This is a genomic window from Streptomyces sp. NPDC002276 (genome assembly GCF_053891435.1).
Genome location: NZ_JBSFCQ010000002.1, coordinates 84,417 through 109,355 on the forward strand (window position 1 = coordinate 84,417; position 24,939 = coordinate 109,355).

At 69.7% G+C, this 24,939-nt stretch carries 25 protein-coding genes; 15 read left to right on the top strand and 10 right to left on the bottom strand.

The features are described from left to right. Window positions 1-21 precede the first annotated feature (21 nt). From ACWIHT_RS05510 to ACWIHT_RS05530, 5 genes are all read right to left on the bottom strand, one after another. Window positions 22-390: a hypothetical protein gene (locus ACWIHT_RS05510; RefSeq protein WP_456164728.1), complete on the bottom strand. Its 369-nt coding sequence runs from the start codon at window positions 388-390 to the stop codon at window positions 22-24. Between the two features lie 148 nt (window positions 391-538). Continuing rightward, window positions 539-2,863 (bottom strand): beta-xylosidase/alpha-l-arabinosidase, encoded by a 2,325-nt coding sequence (locus tag ACWIHT_RS05515; RefSeq protein WP_456164730.1) that lies wholly within the window; start codon window positions 2,861-2,863, stop codon window positions 539-541. 24 nt (window positions 2,864-2,887) lie between these two features. Next, window positions 2,888-3,787: a carbohydrate ABC transporter permease gene (locus ACWIHT_RS05520; RefSeq protein ID WP_456164732.1), complete on the bottom strand. Its 900-nt coding sequence runs from the start codon at window positions 3,785-3,787 to the stop codon at window positions 2,888-2,890. Between the two features lie 4 nt (window positions 3,788-3,791). After that, window positions 3,792-4,658, bottom strand: coding sequence for a carbohydrate ABC transporter permease (locus ACWIHT_RS05525; RefSeq protein ID WP_456164734.1), 867 nt, complete (start codon window positions 4,656-4,658; stop codon window positions 3,792-3,794). After that, window positions 4,655-5,959, bottom strand: coding sequence for an ABC transporter substrate-binding protein (locus ACWIHT_RS05530; RefSeq protein WP_456164736.1), 1,305 nt, complete (start codon window positions 5,957-5,959; stop codon window positions 4,655-4,657). The genes ACWIHT_RS05525 and ACWIHT_RS05530 overlap by 4 nt, the downstream gene beginning before the upstream one ends. Window positions 5,960-6,079: 120 nt before the next feature. On the opposite strand from ACWIHT_RS05530, the gene ACWIHT_RS05535 reads away from it, so the two are divergent. The 6 genes from ACWIHT_RS05535 (at window position 6,080) to ACWIHT_RS05560 (ending at window position 12,121) form a co-directional block, all read left to right on the top strand. After that, window positions 6,080-7,111: a LacI family DNA-binding transcriptional regulator gene (locus ACWIHT_RS05535; protein ID WP_456164738.1), complete on the top strand. Its 1,032-nt coding sequence runs from the start codon at window positions 6,080-6,082 to the stop codon at window positions 7,109-7,111. A 101-nt stretch (window positions 7,112-7,212) separates the two neighbouring features. Continuing rightward, window positions 7,213-8,547, top strand: coding sequence for an endo-1,4-beta-xylanase (locus ACWIHT_RS05540; protein ID WP_456164740.1), 1,335 nt, complete (start codon window positions 7,213-7,215; stop codon window positions 8,545-8,547). 112 nt (window positions 8,548-8,659) lie between these two features. After that, window positions 8,660-9,712 carry an LCP family protein gene (locus ACWIHT_RS05545; protein ID WP_456164742.1) on the top strand — a complete coding sequence of 351 codons (1,053 nt, stop codon included), beginning with the start codon at window positions 8,660-8,662 and terminating at the stop codon, window positions 9,710-9,712. A 162-nt stretch (window positions 9,713-9,874) separates the two neighbouring features. Beyond that, window positions 9,875-10,243 carry a hypothetical protein gene (locus tag ACWIHT_RS05550; RefSeq protein ID WP_456165962.1) on the top strand — a complete coding sequence of 123 codons (369 nt, stop codon included), beginning with the start codon at window positions 9,875-9,877 and terminating at the stop codon, window positions 10,241-10,243. Between the two features lie 142 nt (window positions 10,244-10,385). Then, complete coding sequence (locus ACWIHT_RS05555; RefSeq protein WP_043676922.1) at window positions 10,386-10,742, top strand: YciI family protein; 357 nt, start codon at window positions 10,386-10,388, stop codon at window positions 10,740-10,742. A 44-nt stretch (window positions 10,743-10,786) separates the two neighbouring features. Continuing rightward, window positions 10,787-12,121, top strand: a complete 1,335-nt coding sequence (locus ACWIHT_RS05560; RefSeq protein ID WP_456164744.1) for an RNA polymerase sigma factor — start codon at window positions 10,787-10,789, stop codon at window positions 12,119-12,121. A gap of 29 nt (window positions 12,122-12,150) precedes the next feature. Here ACWIHT_RS05560 and ACWIHT_RS05565 read toward each other — a convergent pair whose 3' ends face one another. Next, window positions 12,151-12,498, bottom strand: coding sequence for a S26 family signal peptidase (locus ACWIHT_RS05565; RefSeq protein ID WP_456164746.1), 348 nt, complete (start codon window positions 12,496-12,498; stop codon window positions 12,151-12,153). A gap of 40 nt (window positions 12,499-12,538) precedes the next feature. Beyond that, window positions 12,539-13,750: a class I SAM-dependent methyltransferase gene (locus tag ACWIHT_RS05570; protein ID WP_456164748.1), complete on the bottom strand. Its 1,212-nt coding sequence runs from the start codon at window positions 13,748-13,750 to the stop codon at window positions 12,539-12,541. Window positions 13,751-13,896: 146 nt separating this feature from the next. Here ACWIHT_RS05570 and ACWIHT_RS05575 point away from each other — a divergent pair, with 146 nt between their 5' ends. The 5 genes from ACWIHT_RS05575 (at window position 13,897) to groL (ending at window position 18,375) form a co-directional block, all read left to right on the top strand. Further along, window positions 13,897-14,853, top strand: coding sequence for a polysaccharide deacetylase family protein (locus ACWIHT_RS05575; protein ID WP_456164750.1), 957 nt, complete (start codon window positions 13,897-13,899; stop codon window positions 14,851-14,853). Beyond that, window positions 14,850-15,548, top strand: a complete 699-nt coding sequence (locus ACWIHT_RS05580) for a hypothetical protein (RefSeq protein ID WP_456164752.1) — start codon at window positions 14,850-14,852, stop codon at window positions 15,546-15,548. Before ACWIHT_RS05575 ends, ACWIHT_RS05580 begins: the two co-directional genes overlap by 4 nt. Before the next feature lie 26 nt (window positions 15,549-15,574). Beyond that, window positions 15,575-15,997: a hypothetical protein gene (locus tag ACWIHT_RS05585; protein ID WP_456164754.1), complete on the top strand. Its 423-nt coding sequence runs from the start codon at window positions 15,575-15,577 to the stop codon at window positions 15,995-15,997. A gap of 319 nt (window positions 15,998-16,316) precedes the next feature. Then, window positions 16,317-16,625 (top strand): co-chaperone GroES, encoded by a 309-nt coding sequence (groES, locus tag ACWIHT_RS05590; RefSeq protein ID WP_401935594.1) that lies wholly within the window; start codon window positions 16,317-16,319, stop codon window positions 16,623-16,625. 124 nt (window positions 16,626-16,749) lie between these two features. Then, window positions 16,750-18,375 carry a chaperonin GroEL gene (groL, locus tag ACWIHT_RS05595; protein WP_456164757.1) on the top strand — a complete coding sequence of 542 codons (1,626 nt, stop codon included), beginning with the start codon at window positions 16,750-16,752 and terminating at the stop codon, window positions 18,373-18,375. Between the two features lie 96 nt (window positions 18,376-18,471). On the opposite strand, the gene ACWIHT_RS05600 is transcribed toward groL, so the two are convergent. Then, window positions 18,472-19,245, bottom strand: coding sequence for an SDR family NAD(P)-dependent oxidoreductase (locus ACWIHT_RS05600; protein WP_456164759.1), 774 nt, complete (start codon window positions 19,243-19,245; stop codon window positions 18,472-18,474). 108 nt (window positions 19,246-19,353) lie between these two features. Continuing rightward, complete coding sequence (locus ACWIHT_RS05605) at window positions 19,354-20,022, bottom strand: MOSC domain-containing protein (protein WP_456164761.1); 669 nt, start codon at window positions 20,020-20,022, stop codon at window positions 19,354-19,356. An 81-nt stretch (window positions 20,023-20,103) separates the two neighbouring features. Between ACWIHT_RS05605 and ACWIHT_RS05610 the strand changes: the two genes are divergently transcribed. Beyond that, window positions 20,104-21,003 carry a LysR family transcriptional regulator gene (locus ACWIHT_RS05610; RefSeq protein ID WP_456164763.1) on the top strand — a complete coding sequence of 300 codons (900 nt, stop codon included), beginning with the start codon at window positions 20,104-20,106 and terminating at the stop codon, window positions 21,001-21,003. Between the two features lie 76 nt (window positions 21,004-21,079). On the opposite strand, the gene ACWIHT_RS05615 is transcribed toward ACWIHT_RS05610, so the two are convergent. Next, on the bottom strand, window positions 21,080-21,406 hold the full coding sequence (locus ACWIHT_RS05615) for a WhiB family transcriptional regulator (RefSeq protein WP_019066760.1): 327 nt from the start codon (window positions 21,404-21,406) through the stop codon (window positions 21,080-21,082). A 381-nt stretch (window positions 21,407-21,787) separates the two neighbouring features. Here ACWIHT_RS05615 and ACWIHT_RS05620 point away from each other — a divergent pair, with 381 nt between their 5' ends. From ACWIHT_RS05620 to guaB, 3 genes are all read left to right on the top strand, one after another. Then, window positions 21,788-22,399: a response regulator transcription factor gene (locus tag ACWIHT_RS05620; protein WP_003948568.1), complete on the top strand. Its 612-nt coding sequence runs from the start codon at window positions 21,788-21,790 to the stop codon at window positions 22,397-22,399. Window positions 22,400-22,665: 266 nt separating this feature from the next. After that, the gene (locus ACWIHT_RS05625) at window positions 22,666-23,253 is read left to right on the top strand and encodes a sigma-70 family RNA polymerase sigma factor (protein ID WP_200715865.1); all 588 of its coding nucleotides are present in this window, start codon (window positions 22,666-22,668) and stop codon (window positions 23,251-23,253) included. Window positions 23,254-23,414: 161 nt separating this feature from the next. Continuing rightward, complete coding sequence (guaB, locus tag ACWIHT_RS05630; protein WP_456164767.1) at window positions 23,415-24,920, top strand: IMP dehydrogenase; 1,506 nt, start codon at window positions 23,415-23,417, stop codon at window positions 24,918-24,920. Window positions 24,921-24,939 lie beyond the last annotated feature (19 nt).

The window sequence follows — 24,939 nt, forward strand, 5'->3', positions numbered from 1 at the left end:
GGCCTGCCGGACTTGACGTGATCAAGGTCTGAACCGAGGGCTGATCGGGGTGTACGCCAGCTGACCGCTGTTCTTGAACGCCCCTCGCCACAGGAGCCGCCCGTGCCTGCGTTCCCACCAGGCAGCTGTCGTAGCTCTGGCCAGCGAGTCCGTCGGCAGGAGTATCACGAACAGCGAGTTCTCCAGCCAGAAGTACGTGAGCACGGCCGGGCACAGAAAGAGAATGACGAGCCCCCCGTCCCACGGCGTACTGCGCGAGACCTGAACATCGCTCGGAAGAGGCACCGCGGTCCTGAAGCGACGCTTGACGCTGACCAGCCTGAGCCCCGAGGCATGAACGAACGTCAAGATCATGAAGCACCCGATCACGAGGGCGGCCGACTGCGCCACGGTGTCACCCCCCACGGGCATGCCCCCGCGCACCACCACCGCGACCGCGCCCCCGATCACGCAGCCGGACAACCAGGCCAGGCCGCCTCCCAGTTCGTGGTGCGCATACCTGACCATCGGCCACCCCCCGTGTCCGCCCGGCCGGAGGTCACCCCACCCCCGACACCCCCGTCCCGCACAGCAGCCGCCGGTCGGTGCCGAGTACCCTCACCGGCCCGGTGAGATTCAGCCGTGCGGTGTGCCGTACGTCCGTGCTCGATGCGGCCAACCGTAGTTCCAGCGCCCCCGGTTCAACCACCCGGCGCCCCGAACGGTCGGTGAACGCCGACAGGTCCGCGTGGAAGTGGAAGGTCACGCGGGACGCCTCGCCGGGTGTCAACTCCAGTCGCTGGTAGGCGATCAGGCGGACGTCCGGGCGGGTCACCGAGGCGACCGGGTCGTGGAGGTAGAGCTGGACGATCTCCGTGCCCGGGCGGGCGCCGGTGTTGCGGACGGTGAGCGTCAGGTCGTAGGAACCGTCCGTGGCGATCTCCAACTCCGCTGATTCCGCTGATTCCGCTGATTCCGCGGGCTCCCACGCGAACGTCGTGTACGAGCGGCCGTGGCCGAAGGGGTACAGCGGGGTCGGGTCGAGGCTGCTGACCTCGTCGGCCAGGCCCAGTGGGGGTTGGAGGTACGTCCACGGCTGGCCGCCGGGCATGTGCGGGACGCTCACCGGGAGGCGGCCGGACGGGTTGACGCGGCCCGACAGCACTCCCGCCACCGCCGGGCCGCCCTCCTCCCCGGGGAAGAACGCCTGGACCACCGCGCCGAGTCGGCCGTGCCAGCGGCCCAGCGCGTAGGGGCGGCCGGTGAGGAGGACCAGTACGACCGGGACGCCCGTCGACACCAGCGCGTCCAGCAAGTCCGCCTGGATTCCTGGTAGTTGGAGGTCCGCGACGTCGCAGCCCTCGCCCGACGTGCCGCGCCCGAACAGACCGGCCCGGTCGCCGAGCACCGCCACGCACACATCCGCCTCGGACGCCCGCGCGACCGCCTCCTCGAAACCGCTCGCGTCCGGGCCGGACACGTCACACCCCTCCGCGAACGTCACCTTGGCGTCCGGGAGTTCGGCCCGCAGCGACTCCAGCACGGTGGGGATGTCGATGCCCATCGGCACCTCGGGGTGCTGGACGCCCACGTGGGACGGGAAGGAGTAGCAGCCGAGCATCGCCAGCGCGTCCGCCGCCCTCGGGCCCACCACCGCGATCCGCGCGTCCGGCGGGAGGGGTAGTACGCCGTCCGGGTTGTCCAGCAACACCACCGATTTCTCGGCCAGTTGGCGGGCCAGCACACGGTTCGCCGCCGAGTCGAGGTCGATCCGGCCGGCCGGCTCCGGCGCCCAGTCCTCGTCCAGCAGCCCCAACTCGCACTTCTGCAACAGCACTCGGCGCGCCGCTCGCTCGACCAGCGACTCCGGTACGTCCCCCGCGCGCACCGCCGCCACCAACGGCTTCCCGTAGCACTTCAGCGTCGGCAGCTCCACGTCGATCCCCGCCGCCAGCGCCGCACGAGCCGCCTCCGCCGGGCTGCCCGCCACCCGGTGCAGCGTCTCCAGGAAACCGATGCCGAAGTAGTCGGCGACGACCGTCCCAGTGAACTCCCACTCCTCCCGCAGGAGTTGGGTCAGCAACACCGGGTCCGCCGACGCCGGTACGCCGTCCGTCTCGTTGTACGCCGCCATCACCGACCGCGCGCCGCCCTCCCGCAACGCCATCTCGAACGGCGGCAGCACCACGTCCGCGAACTCCCGCACTCCGGCCCGCACCGGCGCCAGATTCCGCGCCCCCACCGAGGACGCGTACCCCGCGAAGTGCTTCAACGTCGCGACCACGCCAGCCGATTCGAGCCCCCGCACATAGGCGGCCCCGATGGTCCCCACCAGATACGGGTCCTCCCCGATCGTCTCCTCCACCCGCCCCCAGCGCGGATCCCGTACGACGTCCAGGACCGGGGCGAGACCCTGGTGGACGCCGGCCGCGCGCAGGTCGGCGCCGATGTGCCGGGCCATCTCCTCGACCAGCGCCGGGTCGAAGCTCGCGCCCCAGGCCAGCGGCACCGGGTACGCCGTCGCACCCCACGCGGTGAACCCGGCGAGGCACTCCTCGTGGGCGACGGCCGGGATGCCGAACCGTCCGGCCGCGGCGATCCGGCGCTGCGCGCGGGCCAGCGCCTGCGCGCCCAACTCCGGGTCCACCGGGGCCGTACCGAAGGAACGCGTGAGCTGCCCCAACCCGTGGGTGATCAGCTCGTCCCAGTCGTATTCGGAGGTCATCTCCCGCTGGAGCGGGGCGACTCCGTCGCCGTCCGTGTCGGCGCCCACCCAAACCCCGTACAGCTGGGCGGTCTTCTCCTCCAGGGTCATCCGGGCGAGCACGTCGTCGACGCGGGCGGCGGCGGGCAGTGCGGGGTCGCGCCAGGGGGCGGTGGTCATGAAACTCCTGTCAGAGAAAGGGGGTTACTTTCCGCCTACGCCCATCAGACCGCCGACCAGGGCGCGCCGGGCCACCAGATAGACGGCGAAGATGGGGATGCCGGAGAGGACGACCGAGGCGAGCAGCGCGGGGATGTTCACGCCGAACTGGCTGACGTAGTTGAAGAGTCCGAGGGTGAGGACCCGGGGGCCGTCGGACTGGGTGAAGATCAGCGGGAAGAGGAAGCCGTTCCAGGCCTGGAGCGCGGTGTAGATGACGACGGTGCTGATCCCGCCCTTGGCCAGCGGGACGACCAGCTGGAACAGCATCCGGGTCGCCGACGCGCCGTCGAGCGCCATCGCCTCGTAGAGGTCCTCCGAGATGTCCCGCAGGGTGCCGGTCAGGATCAGCACGGAGACCGGCATCGCGAAGGCCGCGGTGGGGAGGATGACCGCCAACAGGCTGTCGTAGAGGTCGAGTTTGGCGATCATCAGGTACAGGGGGACCACTACTGCCTGGGCCGGGATCGCCACTCCGAGCAGGAACAGGCGGAAGGCCGCGCTCGACCAGACCGTGCGGGTGCGTACGGCGACGTAGGCGAGCGGCACGCACAGCACGAGCACGATGCCTACGACCGCTGCCGCGACCAGTGCCGTGTTGGCGAGGAAGTGGCCGAAGCCGTTGTACAGAACGGTGTTGTAGTTGGCGAAGGTCGGATCGGTGGGCGGCTTCAGGGCGTTGTTGCCGAGGGCCTTGTCCTGGCGGGTGAGCGAGGCCGAGATCATCGCGTAGATCGGGACGATGACGACCGCGAGCCAGATGAGGGAGCCGAGACCGGCCAGCGGGTTGGCGCGGCGGGTCCAGTGGCGGCGCCTTCGGTTGCGCGGGGGTTCCACGGGCTCCTCCGCCGTCTTCACCGGACGCGGCAACGTGTCGTGTGACACTCCGTCACATCCCTTCGCGGGTACTGCGCATGGCGCCGAAACCGGTGAGCCTGACCAGGACGAGAGACAGCGCGGTGGCGGCCACGACCAGGAAGGTCGCGATCGCGCTCGCGTAGCCGAAGTCGTAGCTCTTGAAGCCGGCCTCGTACATCAGGTACGGCAGGATCGCCGTGTCCGTGCCGGGGCCGCCCTGGGTGAGGATCAGGACGGTCTCGAAGTAGGTGAGCGAGCCGACGATCATCAGCACGCTGGAGGTCGTGGCCGTGTTGCGGAGCTGGGGCAGCGTGATCGAGAAGAACTGCCGGTAGCGCCCGGCGCCGTCAATTGCCGCCGCCTGGTAGAGGACTTCGGGTATCTGGCGGGCCCCGCCCTGGTAGATCAGTGTGTGGAAGGGGATGAACTGCCAGCCCCCGACGAACACGATCGCGAGGAACGCGCCACTGGTCGAGCCGAGCGTGTCCTGGCGGATGATCCCGAAGTTCGGGTCGAGCAGGGCGTAGAAGAGCAGCGCGATGGCCGTCGAGGACAGCAGGAACGGTACGAAGAAGATCGCGGACAGGACGGCCCGGTTGCGCTGCCGCCCCGCCGCCCAGACCCCGAGAAGCAGCGACACGACGGTCTGGAACACCCAGCTCGTCACCGTCAACAGGACGGTGACGGTGAGGGATTGGGTGAGCCGGTCGTCGTGCAGCAACTTCTGCCAGTTGGCGAGCCCGACGGGTTTCGGGTCCCCGAGCCCGTTCCAGGTGGTGAAGGAGAGATAGACGGCGAGGAGCATGGGGGCGACGGCGAAGAACACGAAGAACAGCACACCGGGGATGGCCCATATGGCGTGTGGGCGACCGGCTTTCGCCGCCGCGCTCTGGGTCACTTGAGCCCCTTGAGCGCGGACACGAACTCCGCCGGCGAACTCTTCCCCACGAACAGCTTGTTGATCTCCGTGAGCATCGGTGTGGAGACAGCCGGATCCACCGCCTGGTCCCAGCTCAGCGTGAACGCGGGCGCCTGCTGCACCATTTGGTACTGGAACTTGGCGAACTCGGGGTTGGGGGAGGAGTCGAGCAACTTCTCCGCGTTGGAGGTGGTCGGGATGTCGCCGTTGGCGACGAGCGCCTTCGCGTACGCCTCCGACGCGCAGTCCCGCAGAAACGCGATCGCCGCGTCCTTGTTGCCCGTACGGGCGTTCACGGACCAGTAGTTGGTGGGGTTGCCGACCACGTTGCGGATGTCGCCCGCACCGCCCTCGTACTTCGGGAACGCCGACCACCCCAGGTTCGTCTTGGCGAAGTCGGGGAACTTTCCGAGCTGCGTCGAGTACTCCCACGAGCCCATCAGATGCATCGCCGCCTTGCCCTTGGCGAACACCGCGGGCGCGCCGCCGTTGACGTACGACACGGAGCTGAAGCCCTTGCCGAAGGCGCCGTCGTCGATGAGTTCCTTCACCGTCTCGGCGGCCTTGAGGACGGCGGGGTCGCCCCAGCCGGACGCGTCGCCGTTCTTGATGCGGTCGAAGACCTCGGGTCCGCCGATCCGGTCGACCAGATACTCCAGCCACATCAGCTCGGGCCAGATGTCGGCGCCGCCGAGCGCGAACGGCGTGATGTCCGCGGCCTTCAGCTTCTTGTTGATGTCGAGCAACTCGGCCCAGGTGGTGGGCGGTTGGAGCTTCTGCGCGGCGAAGACCGACTTGTTGTAGAAGAGGATCACGGGCTGCATGCCGCGCATCGGTATGCCGTAGTTCTTGCCCTTGAGCGCGCCCGCCGCGAGCACCGAGGGCAGGAAGCCGCCGCTGAGGACCGGGTCGGACTTGATGGTGTCGGTGAGGTCGACCAGCTGGTTGGCCTCCTGGTACGCCTTGATCGAGCCGCCGCCCCAGTTGAAGAAGACGTCCGGCGCGTTCGGCGAGCCCATCGCGGTGCGCAGCTTGGCCGGGTAGTCGGTGCCGGGCACCTGCTCCAGCTTGATCTTCCCCTTGGCCTTCTTGGCCGCCGCCGACGCGTTGAACCGGGCGACGGCCTTGACCTGCACCTTCGCCGCGTCGTCGCCGTAGGTGAAGGCGGTGACCGTGCTGCTGCCGCCGGTGCTGTCGCTGGAGCCGCAGGCCGTGAGTCCGGTGGTGAGCAGGGTGGTGGCACCGGCGCCGAGGAACCAGCGCCTGCTGTAGGACTCCATATGACGGCACCTCTCACGAAAGTTTTTCACGAATGTTTCGGTCAGTGGTACGAATGTTCCGGGAACGTATGGCCGGACGGAAGCTTCGTCAAGAGGTCGCGCAGGGATACGATCGACGGCATGAAACCCTCGAAGGCCGTAGAAACGCAGACCGCGACGCTCGCCGAGATCGCCCGCGAGGCTGGAGTGTCGGCTCCGACTGTTTCGAAGGTCCTCAACGGCCGTGCCGATGTCGCCCCCGCGACCCGCACCCGCGTCGAGGACCTGCTCCGCGTCTACGGCTACCGGCGCCGCCGCGCCGAGGCGACCCGCTCCCCGCTGATCGACCTGGTCTTCCACGAGTTGGAGAGCGCCTGGGCGCTGGAGGTCATCCGGGGCGTGGAGAACGTGGCGCGGGACGCCGGGCTGAGCGTGGTGCTGAGCGAGAGCGCGGGGCGGCTCACCCCCGGCCGGACCTGGGCCGACCAGGTCGCCGCCCGCCGCCCGCACGGTGTGGTCCTCGTGCTGTCCGGGCTCGACGAGTCCCAGCGGGCGCTGCTGACCAGCCGTTCCATCCCGTTCGTGGTGATGGACCCGGCCGGTGACCCGGGCGCCGACGTTCCGTCGATCGGCGCGACCAACTGGCAGGGCGGTCTCGCCGCCACCCGGCACCTGGTCGAACTCGGCCACACCCGGATCGGCGCGATCAGCGGACCCTCCCGCATGATGTGCAGCCGCGCCCGCGTGGACGGCTATCGGGCCGCGCTGGAGACGGCCGGGGTGCCGGTCGACGGCTCGCTGATCGTCACCGGCGACTTCCACCATGAGGCCGGGTACCGGCTGGGCCTCGATCTGCTGCGCCGCCCGGACCGGCCCACCGCCGTCTTCGCCGGCAACGACCTCCAGGCCCTCGGCCTGTACGAGGCCGCGCGCGAGCTGGGGCTGCGCATCCCGGAGGACCTGAGCGTCGTCGGCTTCGACGATCTGCCGGTCGCCCGCTGGGTCGGCCCGCCGCTGACGACCGTACGACAGCCCCTCACCGAGATGGCCGAGGCGGCGGCCAAGCTGGTGCTCGACCTCGCGCGCGAACCGGAGTCCTCGGCGGCCCGGCGGGTGGAGCTGGCGACGAGCCTGGTGGTGCGCAGCAGTACGGCGGCCCCGGCCACCGGGTGACGGCATTGGCCGGAAGATGACGTATTGACGAGTGGGGTGAGCCGCCCCACACTCCTCCGAAGCCAATCGGTTGCACAACCGAAACTTTCGGAGGCACCCGCATGAGATCTCTGAGAACCGGCTTCTCCCTGGCGGCCCTGGTCACCGGCGCCGTCCTGCTCTTCACCGCACCCGCCGCACACGCCGCCGACACCCCGCTGCGCGACCTCGCCGCCGCGAAGGGCAAAGTCGTCGGTACGGCGGTCACCGGCTCCAAACTCACCGGCAGTTACGGCGACATCGCGGGCGCGCAGTTCAGTTCGCTCACCCCCGGCAACGCCATGAAGTGGGAGACCGTAGAGCCGACGCAGGGCAGCTTCAACTGGTCGGAGGCGGACCAGATCGTCGCCTTCGCGCGGGCCCACAACCAGCAGGTGCGCGGCCACACCCTGGTCTGGCACAGCCAGAACCCGAGCTGGCTGACCAACGGGACATGGACGTCAGCCCAGTTGAGCAGTCTGCTCCAGAACCACATCAGCACCGAAGTCGGCCGCTACAAGGGCGAGATCACGGCCTGGGACGTGGTCAACGAGCCCTTCAACGAGGACGGCACCTACCGCTCGACGCTCTGGTACAACGGCCTCGGCGCCAACTACATAGCCCAGGCGCTGACTTGGGCCCACGCGGCCGATCCGGCGGCGAAGCTGTACATCAACGACTACAACGTCGAGGGCGTCAACGCGAAGTCCACCGCTCTCTACAACCTGGTCAAGTCCCTGAAGGCGGCGGGCGTTCCGATCGACGGGGTGGGGTTGCAGGCTCACCTGATCCTCGGTCAGGTCCCGGCCACCCTCCAGCAGAACATCCAGCGCTTCGCCGACCTGGGCGTGGACGTGGCGATCACCGAACTCGACGTACGCATGGCACTTCCGGCCGATGCCACCAAACTCGCCCAGCAGAAGGCCGACTTCAAGACCGTGGTGGCCGCCTGCGCGGCGGTGACCCGCTGCGTGAACATCACCGTCTGGGGCTTCACCGACTCCGACTCCTGGGTGCCGGGCACCTTCCCGGGCTACGGCGCGGCGACGCCGTACGACGAGAACTACGCGCCGAAACCGGCGTACTACGGGATCGCCGAGGCACTCGGCGGCACTCAGTCCACGGTTGGTTGCGCGGCCACGTACAGCGTGGCCAGCCAGTGGAACACCGGATTCACCGGGCAGGTGACCATCGCCTGCACGGGCACCGCGCTCTCGTCCTGGCGAGCGACCTGGACGTACGGCGCGGGGCAGCAGCTCACGCAGGCCTGGAATGCCGTGTGCACCCAGTCGGGCGCGACCGTGAGTTGTGCGAACGCGAGCTACAACGGGACGGTCCCGGACGGCGGTTCGGTGACGTTCGGGTTCAACGCGTCCTGGAGCGGAAGCAACCCGGTACCGGTGGTGACCCTGGGATGAGGGAGGCGGGGGGCGTGAAGCGGGACTGAGAACCGTGAGATTTTCCGCAGAAAACCGTCCCGCGACCGCTCCCCTAACTTTCTCCTAATAATTCGGACTTACGTTCCTCCCCGTGACGGACAACGAGAACGCCGACGCGGACAGACGAGTGGGCCGGCGGTCGAGGGTGCTGAAGATCGCCGGTCTCACTCTGGCGGGCGCCCTCGTCCTGGGCGTCGCCACGGCGGGCTGGGCCTACTGGCACCTCAACAACAACATCAAGAGCGTCGACATCGACAGCGCGCTCGGCACCGACCGCCCCGCGAAGGCGGTGACCACACCCACGGCGTCCGCCTCCGCGTCCGCCACCCCCGTACCGACCGAATCGGTGAACATCCTGGTCCTCGGCTCGGACTCGCGCAGCGGCAAGGAGAACCAGGCGCTCGGCGGCGGCGACAGCTCCGGCGCCCGCTCCGACACGGCGATGGTCGTGCACATCGACGCGGGCCGTAAGAAGGCCACGATCGTCAGCATCCCGCGCGACACCCTCGTCACCCGGCCGTCCTGCCCGCTGAAGTCGGGGGGCTCGACCTCCGTGGCGTACAACGCGATGTTCAACAGCGCGTACTCGGTGGGCGGCCCGGTCTGCGCGGTCAAGACGGTCGAGTCGATCACGGACGTTCGCATGGACCACTACATAGAGATCGACTTCGCGGGCTTCGCGAAGCTGGTCAACGCGCTGGGCGGCGTGACGGTCACCACCACCCAGGACATCGACGACGACGACAGCCACCTGCACCTGAAGAAGGGCACCCACCACCTCACCGGCAAGCAGGCCCTCGCCCTCGCCCGCACCCGGCACGGCATCGGCGACGGCAGCGACCTCGGCCGAATAGGCCTCCAACAGATGCTGGTGAAGGCCCTGTTGACCCAGATCTCCTCCCACGACCTGCTCACCGACCCCACGAAGCTCTACGAGGTCACCGACGCCATCACCGACAGCCTCACCACCGACACCGGCCTCGACTCCCTGAGCGAACTCATCAGCCTCGGCCAGAGCCTGAAGGGCCTGTCGGCCGACGCGGTCAAGACGATCACGATGCCGGTCGTCACGGCCCCGTCCAACCCCAACCGGGTGATCGCGAAGGAACCGGCGGCGAGCGATCTGTGGGAGTCGCTGAAGTGACCGACCGCCGGAACCAGAGCGCGCGCTGAGCGGTCTCGTCCGGTGACTTGTCGCCGTAAGGGGCCCCTGCCAATTCCTTTGTGGGACCGAGCAGGTCGCCCGTACCGTGCACGGACACAGGAACCGCGCGTCACCGGATGAGGAGCAACCGCCGTGGGAACCATGGTCTCGGTCAGGGGCTGGCTGGAGTGCGACGACCGACAGCTGGCCCGGATCAAGGAGATCGTGGAAGCGGACGATCCGGAGCGCACCTACAGCGGTGGCTGGGCCTTCCCCGCCCGGCAGTACAACTACCTTAGCTGGGCCTTCTACGGGGGCGATATCCGCGCGGTGGCCCTCGACTGGTTCGAGGAGAGGCTGCGCCGGATCGCCCGGATCCCGGCCTCCGACCCGGACGACGAGTACGACGAGAGGCCCCGGGGCCTGTTCCTGGTCAGCCACGACGTCGACGGCATGAGCGAGTGGAGGGTCCACAACGGCGATCTGGTGATCGGCCCCCCGGCCGGGGACTACCGCTACCTCGACGCCTAGGACCCGTCCGGCGGATCACGCGGTCGTACGAGAAAAAATCTTCGGGGAATTCCGGCGAGTGTGTCGATCCGGCGGCACCTCGTTCGACGCATGGTTGAAAGGCCGGGAAGGACCCGGCCGACATCCGATCCGAGGAGTCACCATGCCCCGCTACCTCTCCCTCGTGCAGATCGACGAGAAGACCGCCCCCGCCGAGGGCCCCAGCCCCGAACTGATGCAGCGGATGGGCGAGTTGATCGAGGAGATCACCAAGGCCGGAGTGATGCTCGACACCGCCGGCCTCACCCCGACCGCGCAGGGCGCCCGCGTCCACTGGGAGGGCGGCAAGATCTCCGTCACCGACGGGCCCTTCACCGAGTCCAAGGAGGTCGTCGGCGGCTACGCGCTCATGCAGTGCAAGGACATGGCCGAGGCGATCGAGTGGACGAAGCGGTTCCTGAAGGTGCACGAGGAGTTCTGGACGGTGACCTGCGAGGTGCGGGAGATCGCGGAGGGCTGAGCATTCCTTGGCCTGAGGCCGCCGGGGGTGTTGCATGGTGGGTTGTGACTCCGGAATCACAGCCCACCGCGGCCCCGCACGGCAACGCCGCGAACCCGCACGGCAACAGCACGGACCCGCACGGCAACAGCACAGACCCGCACACCACCATCGAGACCGTCTTCCGCATCGAGTCCCCGCGCATCATCGCCGCCGTCGCCCGCACGGTCCGCGACGTCGGCATTGCCGAGGAACTGGCCCAGGACGCCCTGGTCGCCGCCCTTGAGCAGTGGCCGCGGGACGGCGTGCCCGACAACCCGGGCGCCTGGCTCATGGCCACCGCGCGGCACCGCGCCGTCGACCTGGTCCGGCGCCGGGAGAACTACGCCCGCAAGCTCCAGGAGATCGGCCGCACCCTGGAGACCACGGCCCCGCCCGAGGAACCCGCCGCCCCCGACGACATCGACGACGACCTCCTGCGCCTGGTCTTCACCACCTGCCACCCGGTCCTGTCCCCGGAGGCCCGCACCGCCCTCACCCTGCGCCTCCTCGGCGGCCTGACCACCCCCGAGATCGCCCGCGCCTTCCTCGCCCCCGAGCCGACGATCGCTCAGCGCATCGTCCGCGCCAAACGCACCCTGGCGACGAAGAACGTGGCCTTCGAGGTCCCCTACGGCCCCGACCGCGAGGCCCGCCTCGGCTCCGTCCTCGACGTCATCTACCTCATCTTCAACGAGGGCTACGCGGCGACGGCTGGCGACGACTGGCTCCGCCCCGGCCTCTGCGAGGACGCGCTCCGCCTCGCCCGTCTCCTCGCCGGTCTGATGCCGAAGGAACCCGAAGTGCACGCGCTGGCCGCCCTGTTGGAGTTCCAGGCCTCCCGTTCGGCCGCCCGCACCGCCCCGAACGGCGACCCCGTCCTCCTCAGGGACCAGAACCGCCGCCGCTGGAACCGCCTGCTCATTGCCCGCGGCATCACCGCCCTCGGCCGCGCCGACGCCGTGTCCACCGGCGCCCCCGGCCCCTACGCCCTCCAGGCCGCCATCGCCGCCTGCCACGCCCACGCGTACACCTACGACGAGACCGACTGGCCGACGATCGCGACCCTGTACGGCTTCCTCGCCGCCCGATCCCCGTCCCCCGTGGTCGAGTTGAACCGCGCGGTGGCCGTCTCGATGGCGGACGGCCCGGCCCCCGCACTGGAGATCGTCGACACCCTCGCCGCCGAACCCGCCCTGCGCGACTACCACTTGCTGCCCAGCGTCCGCGGCGACCTGCTGTCGCGCCTCGGCCGTACGACGGAGGCGAAGGAGGAGTTCGTACGAGCGGCTTCGTTGGCACGCAACGAACGCGAACGCCAACTCCTGCTGCGCAGGGCCGAAGAGGAAGAGGCGGACTAATGCGGGACTAGTGCGGGACCAGTGCCCCGTCAAGCCGCGACGGTCTTGCCCGCGGCTCCCGGCCGGGCGACGTCGTCGACCGCCACACAGATGCCGAAGACGCGGTCGTGGCCGGTCCAGCCGTTGACGCGGCCACGGTTGTTGCTGATCTGCACCCGCTTCCTGGCCAGGTCCACGGACGACACCAGGTGCAGGTAGACCGTCCCGGCGACACGGGCGAGGACGATGTCTCCGACCGTCACCTTCGACGGGTCGACCGGAGCGACGACCACCCGCTGGCGACTGCGTATCAGCGGGACCATCGAGGAGCCGCTGGGTCGGAACGTCACCGTGGCCCCGCCGGCGACCCTGCCCGCCACTGCGTCCAGTGCACCCATCCGATGAGCGTGGCAGGTTCCCTCGCGTCAACCCACCGATTTATTTCTCCATGACCGGCCGTCCGATCAACATCGCCGGTGCCCCCGCCACCCGAGTCAGGAACACCGTCGCCGAGTTGGGCCCCTGAGGCTTCACCTTCCGGCGCAGTTCCTCCGGTTCGACGGCCGATCCCCGTTTCTTCACGGTGAGTACGCCCACCTCCCGCTCCCGCAGCAGTGCCTTCAACTTCTTGACGCCGAAGGGGAGTTGGTCGGTGATCTCGTAGGCGGAGGCGTGCGGGGTCGGCCGTAGGTCATCGGCGGTGATGTAGGCGATGGTCTCGTCGACGAGTCCGCCCCCGACCTCCTCCGCGACCTCGGCGACGAGGTGGGCGCGGATGACGGCGCCGTCGGGCTCGTACAAGTACCGTCCAACGGAACGGACTTCGGGGTCGGGCAGTCCGCGTCCGTGCAGAACTCGCGGGCCGGGGAGGAGAGTTGCCCGTACGGCACCCGGCCGCACCCCCGCCCCGAACCACAGCACCGCCTCCTTCACATCGCCGCCGTCCGAGATCCACTCCGCCTCGGCCGTCTCCGGGATCGCCTCGTGCGGGACGCCGGGCGCGATCTTCAGCGCGGCGAGCGGGGCCGTCGTAGCGGCGGCGACGGCCCAGGAGAGCGGGGGTGAGTACGCCTCGGGGTCGAAGATGCGGCCCCGGCCGCCGCGTCGCGCGGGGTCGACGAACACGGCGTCGTACGCGGACGTGTCGACGTTCGTGACATCCGCCTCGCGCACCTCGATGAGGTCGGCGAGGCCCAGTGCCGCGGCGTTCGCGCGGGCCACCGCGACCGTCAGGGGATCGCGGTCCACGGCCAGCACGCGCACCCCGGCCCGGGCCAGCGCGATCGCGTCGCCGCCGATTCCGCAGCACAGGTCGGCGACGGAGGTCACGCCCAGTTCGCGCAGTCGCCCGGCGCGGTAGGTGGCGACGGTGGACCGGGTGGACTGTTCGAAGCCGTTCGGGGTGAAGAACATCCTGTCGGCGTCCTCGGGCGTGAACTTCGCCGCCGCCGCCCGTTGCCGCAGCCTGGCCTGGCCGAGGGCCGCCGAGACGAGGTCGGCGGGGTGCTCGCGGCGCAGCCGGGTCGCGACGGCGAGTTCCTTGGCCGGGTCGGTGCCGCGGACCTCGTCGAGGAGGGCGCGGCCCTCGGGGGTGAGCAGGGCGGCGAAGGCGAGTACGGGGTCGTATGCGGGGGCATGGGGGTCGTTCACCGGGACATTGTGGGCCAGTCGGTGGACGGTGCGCCTCCGGTGGCGGTGTGTTGGCGGTGTCGGCACGGGATCGGGGCCGGGGCCTGAAAAGATCCGACCCCATGCGAGTAGTCGTACAAAATGACATCAATCGGACGTGTGAACGCATGGAGGGCCGAGGGAGTCGCCGGGGCAGTCGGGGGCGTCGAGGGTGGAAGCCGGGCGTCCGTGGCGCGCTGGCCGCCCTCGCGCTCGCCGCACTCGCCTCCGGCTGCGGCCAGTCCGGCTCCGGAACGACCGCGCACCCGGCGCACCCGGCGCCTCCCGCGCACGGCGCGCAGCCCCTGCACGCGCCCCCGGCCCGCGCGCTCGACTCCTACGCCACCAGGCTGCGTGCCGCCTACGCCGCCCGGGTCGCCGCCGCGAAGCGCTGGGGGTTGGCGAAGGTGCCGCTCCAGGCCCCGTCGGCCCCCGCGCACAAGCCGGAGATCACCGCGCGCAAGGGCTTCGAGGTGGACGACCAGGAGGAGCTGAACCTCCCGCCGGTCTTCACGACGATCCCCACCAAGCAGAAGATCGTCTTCCTCACGATCGACGACGGCGAGAACAAGGACCCCGCGTTCCTGCGGATGATGGACGAGCTGAAGATCCCGTACACGGCCTTCCTCAGCAACTACCTGGTCAAGGACGACTACGGCTACTTCAGGAAGATGCAGGCCCAGGGCCACACGATCAACAACCACACCCTCACGCACCCCTACCTGCCGGGCCTGTCCTACGCCGAGCAGAAGCGCGAGATCTGCGGCATGCAGGACATCGTGAAGAAGCAGTTCGGCAAGGCCCCGACCGTCTTCCGGCCGCCGTACGGGAACTACAACCACGACACCCTCGTCGCCGCGAAGTCCTGCGGCATCAAGTACGCCCCGATCTGGGACGAGGAGGTCTTCGTCGACCACTGGGAGTACCGCGAGGACGACCAGCAACTGCACCCCGGCGACATCGTGCTGACCCACTTCCGGGGCCGTGCGGACTGGAAGGGCACGATGGTCGACGACATGCGCCGCTTCCTCGGCAAGGTCACGGCCGAGGGCTACGCGGTGGCCCGCCTTGAGGACTACCTGTGAGGGTCCGGGTACCGGTGGCCGTCGCCCTGGCGGCCACCCTCCTCACCGGCTGCGCCCAGTCCGTCGACCCCATCGAACGGCTCGGCAAGAAGGCCGCCCAGCGCGTGCACCCGCACGGCCCGGCCCCCGAACAGCCGTACCGCCACTGGGGTTTGACGGCCCCTCTGACCCCCGCCCCGAAACCGTCCCCCGGACCCCCCGCCCGCTCGGCGGGCCCCGGCCTCCCACCCGTCGTGGACCACGTCCGCACCCACGACAAGGTCGTCTTCCTGACCTACGACCACACCGCGGGCGCCCGCCCGGACCCGAACTTCGCCGACATGGTCCGCGAACTGCGCCTCCCCGTAACGGAGTTCCGCACACCGCCGGGGCCCGCCCGCTTCACTGGCCTGCCCTACGACGCCCAACGCACCGAGATCTGCGGCCACTTGGCCCGCCCCCGGCCCCGGCTGCTCCGGCCCCCCGACGGCACGTACGACACGACGACCCGCCGGGCCGCCGGCGACTGCGGCATCTCCGCACTGGTCCTCTGGCGCGCCTCCACGACCACCGGAACCCTCACCTACGCCCGAGGCGCCCACCGCCTCGCCCCCGGCGACATCGTCCGCATCACCCCGACCGACACGACGGCCCGACTGCTCCGGGGGATCCAGGAGCGGGGCCTGACGGTGGGCCGCCTGGAGGACTACCTCTAGCCTGCGGTGCACGGAAAGGGGCTGCGATGGGTGGCAACGAGTGGACCTCGACGGGGCCGTACCAGAAGGATCTTGAGTCGGCGTTCCGGCAGGCGCAGAAACAGGAACTGGCCAGGTGCGACCACGGGTTCCCGGGGCGGGACATCCTCGAACTGTGCGAGGACGAGGCCTGGGCGGAGTACATCCTGACGGGCGGCACGTCCTCCGTACTCGACTTCTACGACCTCGTCGACGCCGCGTCCGGGGACGAGGTCGCCATGCTGCGCCCCCTGACCGAGGACGAGGTGCGCGACTGGGCACCGGAGGGCAGACCCACCCGTGAGCGCTGGACCGCCGCGCTCCGCAGCGGGGCCGCGACCTTCCCGGGCCGTGGGTCCGGCCGCTGCACGATCCTCTATCGCGACGACGAGCCGACGGAGATCGGCTACTGGGGCTGCACGGCGGACTAGAGCCTCTCGAACGCCGGTCGGCACCATCAGCCCGTCCGGCGTTTGAGGACGAGGCCGTCCAGGCCGAAGGGGGGTCTGGGGGCACAGCCCCCAGGGACGGCAACCACAGCCAACGGTCACCAAAAAATCCGGTCAAGCGCCGCAGGCATTGGCACTCCGCTTGACCGAGTGCTAATCGCGGTCATAGTCTCAGACCTGGCACTCCCCCCTGGAGAGTGCCAATAGCGACGGGCAGGTCCGGCACCCGCGACGACGGATCCACCTGGTCGCCACCTCAGACAGTTAACCCCGTGAGATCTCCGAAGGGGGAGGTCGGATCGTGACGACCACCAGCTCCAAGGTTGCCATCAAGCCGCTTGAGGACCGCATTGTGGTCCAGCCGCTCGACGCCGAGCAGACCACGGCCTCTGGCCTGGTCATCCCGGACACGGCCAAGGAGAAGCCCCAGGAGGGCGTCGTCCTGGCCGTTGGCCCGGGCCGCTTCGAGAACGGCGAGCGCCTGCCGCTCGACGTCAAGACCGGCGACATCGTGCTGTACAGCAAGTACGGCGGCACCGAAGTGAAGTACAGCGGCGAGGAATACCTCGTCCTCTCGGCCCGCGACGTGCTCGCGGTCATCGAGAAGTAATTCGCTTCACCTCAAGCACATTCAGTATGTGAGCTGCGCCCCTGGCCCCCGCGACCTTATGAAGCCGGGTGTCAGGGGCGTGGTTCGTTTCACCCACGTTTTCCGAGAGGGCTGAACCGCTCCCATGGCGAAGATCCTGAAGTTCGACGAGGACGCCCGTCGCGCCCTTGAGCGCGGCGTCAACAAGCTTGCCGACACGGTGAAGGTGACGATCGGCCCCAAGGGCCGCAACGTCGTCATCGACAAGAAGTTCGGCGCCCCCACCATCACCAACGACGGTGTCACCATCGCCCGCGAGGTCGAGCTCGACGACCCGTACGAGAACCTCGGTGCCCAGCTGGTGAAGGAGGTGGCGACCAAGACCAACGACATCGCGGGTGACGGCACCACCACCGCCACCGTGCTCGCCCAGGCGCTCGTCCGCGAGGGCCTGCGCAACGTCGCCGCCGGCGCCTCCCCGGCCTCCCTGAAGAAGGGCATCGACGCCGCCGTCAAGGCCATCTCCGACGAGCTGCTCGCCACCGCGCGGCCCATCGACGACAAGGCCGACATCGCGGCCGTCGCCGGTCTGTCCGCGCAGGACAGCCAGGTCGGCGAGCTCATCGCCGAGGCGATGGACAAGGTCGGCAAGGACGGTGTCATCACCGTCGAGGAGTCCAACACCTTCGGTCTGGAGCTGGACTTCACCGAGGGCATGGCCTTCGACAAGGGCTACCTGTCGCCGTACTTCGTGACGGACCAGGAGCGGATGGAAGCGGTCCTTGAGGACCCGTACATCCTCATCCACCAGGGCAAGATCAGCTCCATCCAGGACCTGCTGCCGCTGCTGGAGAAGGTCATCCAGGCCAACGCCTCCAAGCCGCTGCTGATCATCGCCGAGGACGTCGAGGGCGAGGCCCTGTCGACCCTGGTCGTGAACAAGATCCGCGGCACGTTCAACGCGGTCGCGGTCAAGGCCCCCGGCTTCGGCGACCGCCGCAAGGCGATGCTCGGCGACCTCGCCACCCTCACCGGCGGTCAGGTCATCGCCGAGGAGGTCGGCCTCAAGCTCGACCAGGTCGGCCTGGACGTGCTGGGCTCCGCCCGCCGCGTGACCGTCACCAAGGACGACACGACCGTCGTCGACGGTGCCGGTGACTCCTCCGAGGTCGCGGGCCGCGTCAACCAGATCAAGGCCGAGATCGAGAACACCGACTCCGACTGGGACCGCGAGAAGCTCCAGGAGCGCCTCGCGAAGCTGGCCGGCGGCGTGTGCGTGATCAAGGTCGGCGCCGCCACCGAGGTGGAGCTGAAGGAGAAGAAGCACCGTCTGGAGGACGCCATCTCCGCGACCCGCGCCGCGGTCGAGGAGGGCATCGTCTCCGGTGGTGGCTCCGCTCTGGTCCACGCCTCCAAGGTCCTTGAGGGCAACCTCGGCAAGACCGGCGACGAGGCCACCGGTGTCGCGGTCGTGCGCCGCGCGGTCGTCGAGCCGCTGCGCTGGATCGCCGAGAACGCCGGCCTTGAGGGCTACGTCATCACCTCCAAGGTCGCCGACCTGGAGCCCGGCCAGGGCTTCAACGCCGCGACCGGCGAGTACGGCGACCTGGTCAAGGCCGGTGTCATCGACCCGGTCAAGGTCACCCGCTCCGCCCTGGAGAACGCCGCCTCCATCGCCTCCCTGCTTCTCACGACCGAGACCCTGGTCGTCGAGAAGAAGGAAGAGGAGGAGTCGGCCGCCGGTGGTCACGGCCACGGCCACTCCCACTGACGCAGGTCGGTGAACCCGTAGTACACCGAAGGCCCGGCGCCCCTCTGGGGGAGCCGGGCCTTCGTGTCGCCGTCACCGTCGGCGGGGCGGCTGCCGTCACTGCGGCCCGTACTTCCGCCCGGTCTTCGACGTGATCCCGCCGAGCACCGCCTGCGGAGTGATCTTCACCAGGCCCATCAGCGCCTTGTAGCGCGGGTCGGGGATCGACAGCGACTTGCCGCGCGCCAGATCCGCGAGCGCCGCCGCGACCAGCTTGTCCGCGTCCAGCCACATCCAGTTCGGGATGTTGTCCGTGCCCATCCCGGCCCGCTCGTGGAACTCGGTCCGCACAAAACCGGGCGCCAGCGCCATCAGCCGCACACCGGTACCGGCGAGATCTTTGGCCGCCCCCTGCGTGAACTGCACCACCCACGCCTTCGACGCGCCGTACGTCCCGCGCGGCACGAAGGCCGCCACCGACGCCACGTTGACGACCCCGCCGCGCCCACGCTCCCGCATCGCCTCGGTCGCCGCGCTGGTCAGCCGCAGCACCGCCTCGCAGTGCACCTTGAGCATCCTCAGCTCGTCGGCCATCGGTACGTCGAGGTAGCGGCCCTTGTTGCCGAAGCCCGCGTTGTTGACCAGCAGGTCGACAGGGTTCTTGCGGTCCGCGAGCCGGGCGGCCACCGTCTCGATGCCCTCGTCCGTGGCGAGGTCGGCGGTCAGCACCTCCGCCTCGATGCCGTGCCGGTCGTGCAGTTCGGTGGCCTGCTCGCCGAGCCGCGCGGTGTTGCGCGCCACCAGCACGAGGTTGTGTCCGTCCGCCGCGAGCCGCCGCGCGAACGCGGCACCGATCCCCGCGGTCGATCCCGTAATCAATGCCGTTGTCATGGCGCAAGATTAGTGACCCGCGGCGATCGGGCCGGATCTCTGCACAGGCCCTCCCGATCCGTGACGAACACGTGTCGAACAAGGCGTCGAACAGGCCGTGACGGCAGGTCAGCCCGTGTGCTCCGCGACATACTTCCGGGCCTGCGCCAAGGCCTCCGGATGCAGCGCCTCGCCCGCCGGAAGCAACTGCGGCAACAGCGTCCGCTCGGTCGTCACGGCCCGGAACTGAAGGGCCACCGTCACCTCGTGGTCGGGCCGGTGCACGATCTCGATCGCGTCCCCGGCCCGGATCTCACCGGGCTCGATCACCCGCAGATAGGCCCCCGGCGCCCCCTTCACGGTGAACCGCTTCACCCACCCGCTTTCGCCCAGATGGTCCTGGAACGTACGGCACGGAATCCGCCCGGAGGTGACCTCCAGGACCACCTCGGAACCGATCCGCCACCGCTCCCCGATCCGCGCGCCGGACACGTCGAGCCCCAGGGTCGTCAGGTTCTCCCCGAAGGAGCCGTTGCCGAGCGGGCGCCCCAACTCCCGCTCCCAGTCGTCGAGATCCTCGCGCGCGACCGCGTACACCGCCTGGTCGTCGCCGCCGTGGTGGCGCAGATGACACACCGCGTCCCCGGCGAGACCGCTCCCGGCGACCCCCTTGCGGCCGGGCGCGCTCACCCGGACGGGCCCGTCGGTCGGCCGTTTGTCGATCCCCGTCACGCCGTCCGGCTGGTCCGTGTACGGCACGGCCGTGGCCCGGCCCAGATTCAGCGAGAGAAGCTTCATGAAGCCACGGTAGGCGAGAGCGCCTCAAAGGTGTGCCGCACTATTCACCCATGCCCCCAAGGTCGGCTTATGCTCGGCCGCATGATCGAGGCCCGACATCTCCGTGTGCTGCGCGCCGTCGCCGCCACCGGCTCCTTCTCGGCGGCCGGGCGGGCGCTCGGCTGCACCCAGCCCGCCGTCAGCCAGCAGATGAAGGCCCTGGAGACCTCCGCCGGTACCCGACTCCTCATCCGCACCGGCCGCGAGACGCGCCTGACCCAGGCGGGCGAGGCCCTGGTCAGGCACGCGGCCGGCATCCTCGCCGGACTGACCGCCGCCGAGGAGGAGGTCGCCGCGATCGCGGGCCTGCGGGCCGGCCGGGTCCGCCTGGTCTCCTTCCCGAGCGGCAGTTCGACCCTCGTCCCCACGGCCCTCGCCGCCCTGCGCGCCGCCCACCCCGGCACCCGCGTCTTCCTGGAGGAGGCCGAACCGCCGAACTCCGTCGAACTGCTCCGCGAGGGCGACTGCGACATCGCCCTCGCCTTCCGCTACGAGACCGCGACGGGCGCCGAGGACTGGTCCGACCTGGTGGTGCGACCCCTGCTCCGCGACCGCCTGGTCGCGCTGGTCCCGGAAAAGCACCGCCACGCGCGCGTGCGGTCGGTCGCCATCGGAGATCTCGCCGACGACCCCTGGATCGCCGGCTGCCCCCGCTGCCGGGGCCAGTTGGTCGAGGTCTGCGAGAGAGCGGGCTTCACCCCGCGCATCGACTTCGCGACCGACGACTATCCGGCGGTCGTCGGCCTGGTGAGCGCGGGCCTGGGCGTCGCCGTACTGCCCCAGCTCGCCATCGAGTCCGTACGGCCCCGGGGTGCGCGGACGGTGACGCTGGAACCGGCGGTGCGGCGGGAGATCGTCGCGCTGACCCTGCCCGACCTGGCGCGGGTGCCCGCGGTGGCAGCGACGCTGGACCAGCTGGAGCGGGCGGCCCGCGAAAAGTAGGGGGCACGCGTGCGCGTGCCCGTGGGGAGTGCTGTCGGAGGGTGCCTGTCGGAGGGCGCCTTGGAGAAACGTTCCTTCAGTTGTTCGAAGCCATGTCCCCGGCGGTCGAGGCCGACACCAGGCGGTTACGGGCACGCCCCATGAGTTCTTCGCGCTCGTCCTCGGTGAGGCCGCCCCAGACGCCGTACGGCTCGCGCACCGCCAGCGCGTGTGCCGCGCACTGAGCGCGGACCGGGCACCTCATGCAGACCTCTTTGGCCGAGTTCTCACGAGCGCTTCGTGCCGCACCGCGCTCGCCCTCGGGATGAAAGAAGAGCGAGCTGTCGACCCCTCGGCAGGCAGCCAGGAGCTGCCAGTCCCACAGGTCCGCGTTCGGTCCGGGAAGGCGGGAGAAATCTGCCATTGCGTGACCCCTTGTAGCCGTTATGGGCGGATACGGTGTCCACGACCGTACAACTACGATCTAAGGAGATGAAAATATGACTCATTGCGAATCTAGCCTCAGACACCAGTAAAAGGGAAGAAATAGGGCTGAATGGGGCACCGGTTGTGATGAAAGCTTGAGGGTCGGCCGCGCACGCCTCCACCGTGTCCGCACCCTCACGTAGAGTGCCGAAGACGACACACGGCCCCGTAACTCTTTCGAGTGACCGTCGTTGAGAGTGCGAGGCGGTTGAAAACAACAAGTGCTCGGGCAGGCGTCCGAGTCGGTCGACCGCACAGGTGACGATTTCGTACCAGCCTGGAGGCTCAAGGTGACGCGCATCAGTTGCGGAGGGCGGCCATGACATCCGTCCTCGTCTGTGACGACTCCCCGCTTGCCCGAGAGGCGCTCCGCCGCGCGGTCGCGACCGTGCCCGGTGTCGAGCGCGTGACGACGGCGGCCAACGGCGAGGAAGTCCTCCGCCGCTGGGGTGCCGACCGTTCGGACCTCATCCTGATGGACGTCCGCATGCCCGGACTCGGCGGTGTCGAGACCGTGCGGCGACTCCTCTCCGCCGACCCGGGCGCACGCATCATCATGCTCACCGTCGCCGAAGACCTGGACGGCGTGGCCCTCGCGGTCGCGGCCGGCGCCCGCGGCTATCTGCACAAGGACGCCTCGCGCGCCGAACTGCGGGCCACGGTCACCCAGGCCCTCGCCGACCCGACCTGGCGACTGGCCCCGCGCCGGCTGCGGTCCGCCGAGATGGGCGCCGCGCCGACGCTCACCGCGCGCGAGATCCAGGTCCTCGAAGGCATGAGCCACGGCCGCTCCAACGCGGAGATCGGCCGTGAACTCTTCCTCTCCGAGGACACCGTCAAGACCCACGCCCGACGGCTCTTCAAGAAACTCGGCGCCTCGGACCGGGCGCACGCCGTGGCGCTCGGTTTCCGCTGGGGTCTGGTCCGTTAGGGCCAGGTCAGTGGGTCGTAGCGGGGGTACGGAAATCCCCGCCTGCCTCCGGGCGGGCGGGGACGGTGACGGGGCCCGCCGGGTGCCCGCTGCTCGTTTCGCCGCGGATGCCGCATCCTTGAGGTGTGGAGTTCCTCGGGGACGAGTCGGTCGAGCGGGAGGGGAGGGCGCAGGAGATGAGTTCCGGCGCACCTGCTCATAACGCTTCGGTGCACAACAACGGACGCGGTGCCACGGACCACACGGCCGCAAGGCACCATGGACCGATGCGTGACGACGAGGGGGCCAGTGCCCAAGGGGCGATTGGTGGGCTCGTCCTCCGCGCGGTCGACGGAGACGAGCAGGCGACGCACGATCTGCTCGCCCACGTACACCCACTGGCGCTGCGTTATTGCCGCACCCGTCTGTCCCGACTCCCGGGCGACGCACGGCACTTCGTGGAGGACCTCGCCCAGGAGGTCTGCGTGGCGGTCCTCCTCGCACTGCCCCGCTACAAGGACACCGGCCGCCCCTTCGAGGCCTTCGTCTTCGCCATCGCCGCCCACAAGGTCGCCGACCTCCAGCGGGCCGCGATGCGCCACCCGGGCTCTACGGCGGTCCCCTCCGACGAGATGCCCGAGCGGCCGGACGACTCCCTCGGCCCCGAGGAGCGCGCCCTGCTCAGCAGCGACGCCGAATGGGCCAAGAAACTGATGGCCAACCTCCCGGAGAACCAGCGCGAACTGCTCCTGCTGCGCATCGCCGTAGGCCTCACGGCCGAGGAGACCGGCCAGATGTTGGGAATGTCACCCGGCGCCGTCCGGGTCGCACAGCACCGCGCGCTGAGCCGGTTGCGGGCCCTGGCCGAGCAGTAACACCAGTACGGGCGGCGCCTTTTTTGAACAGCCGGGCGCCCGGATCCGTACGAACATACGAAGCCCGGAGTCGGCCGTAGCCGTCGAATCATGGAATTCGTGACCCCTGCTTCCCGTTAGCATGGACATCCGCACCGATCAAGGCCATTGGGGAAGGTGTCATGACTGCAAACGTCGACGGAGTGCCCGCCAAATTCGCGACACTGGGGCTGACCTACGACGACGTGCTGCTGCTGCCGGGAGCGTCCGAGGTGCTCCCCAACGCGGTCGACACCTCGTCCCGCATCTCGCGCAACGTCCGGGTCAACATCCCGCTGCTCTCCGCGGCGATGGACAAGGTGACCGAGTCCAGGATGGCCATCGCGATGGCCCGCCAGGGCGGCGTCGGCGTCCTGCACCGCAACCTGTCCGTCGAGGACCAGGTCAACCAGGTCGACCTCGTGAAGCGCTCCGAGTCCGGCATGGTCACCGACCCGATCACCGTGCACCCGGACGCCACGCTCGCCGAGGCCGACGCCCTGTGCGCCAAGTTCCGCATCAGCGGCGTCCCGGTGACCGACGGCAACAAGAAGCTGCTCGGCATCGTCACCAACCGCGACATGGCCTTCGAGACCGACCGCTCCCGTCAGGTGCGCGAGGTCATGACCCCGATGCCCCTGGTCACCGGCCAGGTCGGCATCACCGGCGCCGACGCCATGCAGCTGCTGCGCCGCCACAAGATCGAGAAGCTTCCCCTGGTCGACGAGTCGGGCGTCCTCAAGGGTCTCATCACGGTCAAGGACTTCGTCAAGGCCGAGCAGTACCCGCACGCCGCCAAGGACGCCGAGGGCCGCCTCATCGTCGGCGCCGCCGTGGGCGCCAGCCCCGAGGCGCTCGACCGCGCCCAGGCCCTCGCCGAGGCCGGCGTGGACTTCCTGGTCGTCGACACCTCGCACGGCCACAACAGCAACGCCCTCAGCTGGATGTCGAAGATCAAGTCGAGCGTCGGCGTCGACGTGATCGGCGGCAACGTAGCCACTCGCGACGGCGCCCAGGCCCTGGTCGACGCGGGTGTCGACGGCATCAAGGTCGGCGTCGGCCCCGGCTCGATCTGCACCACCCGCGTGGTCGCCGGCATCGGCGTCCCGCAGGTCACCGCCATCTACGAAGCCTCCCTCGCCGCCCGCGCGGCCGGCGTCCCGCTCATCGGCGACGGCGGCCTCCAGTACTCCGGCGACATCGGCAAGGCGCTCGCCGCCGGCGCCGACACGGTGATGCTCGGCAGCCTCCTCGCGGGCTGCGAGGAGTCCCCGGGCGAGCTGCAGTTCATCAACGGCAAGCAGTTCAAGTCGTACCGCGGCATGGGCTCGCTCGGTGCGATGCAGTCCCGTGGCCAGGGCCGGTCGTACTCCAAGGACCGCTACTTCCAGGCCGAGGTCGCCTCCGACGACAAGCTCGTCCCCGAGGGCATCGAGGGCCAGGTGCCCTACCGCGGCCCGCTGGCCAACGTGCTGCACCAGCTCGTCGGCGGGCTGCGCCAGACCATGGGCTACGTCGGCGCGGCCAGCATCGCGGAGATGGAGACCAAGGGCCGCTTCGTCCGGATCACCTCGGCGGGCCTCAAGGAGAGCCACCCGCACGACATCCAGATGACGGTCGAGGCACCGAACTACAGCCGCAGCAAGTAGTCGGCAGGCTTCCTCAAGG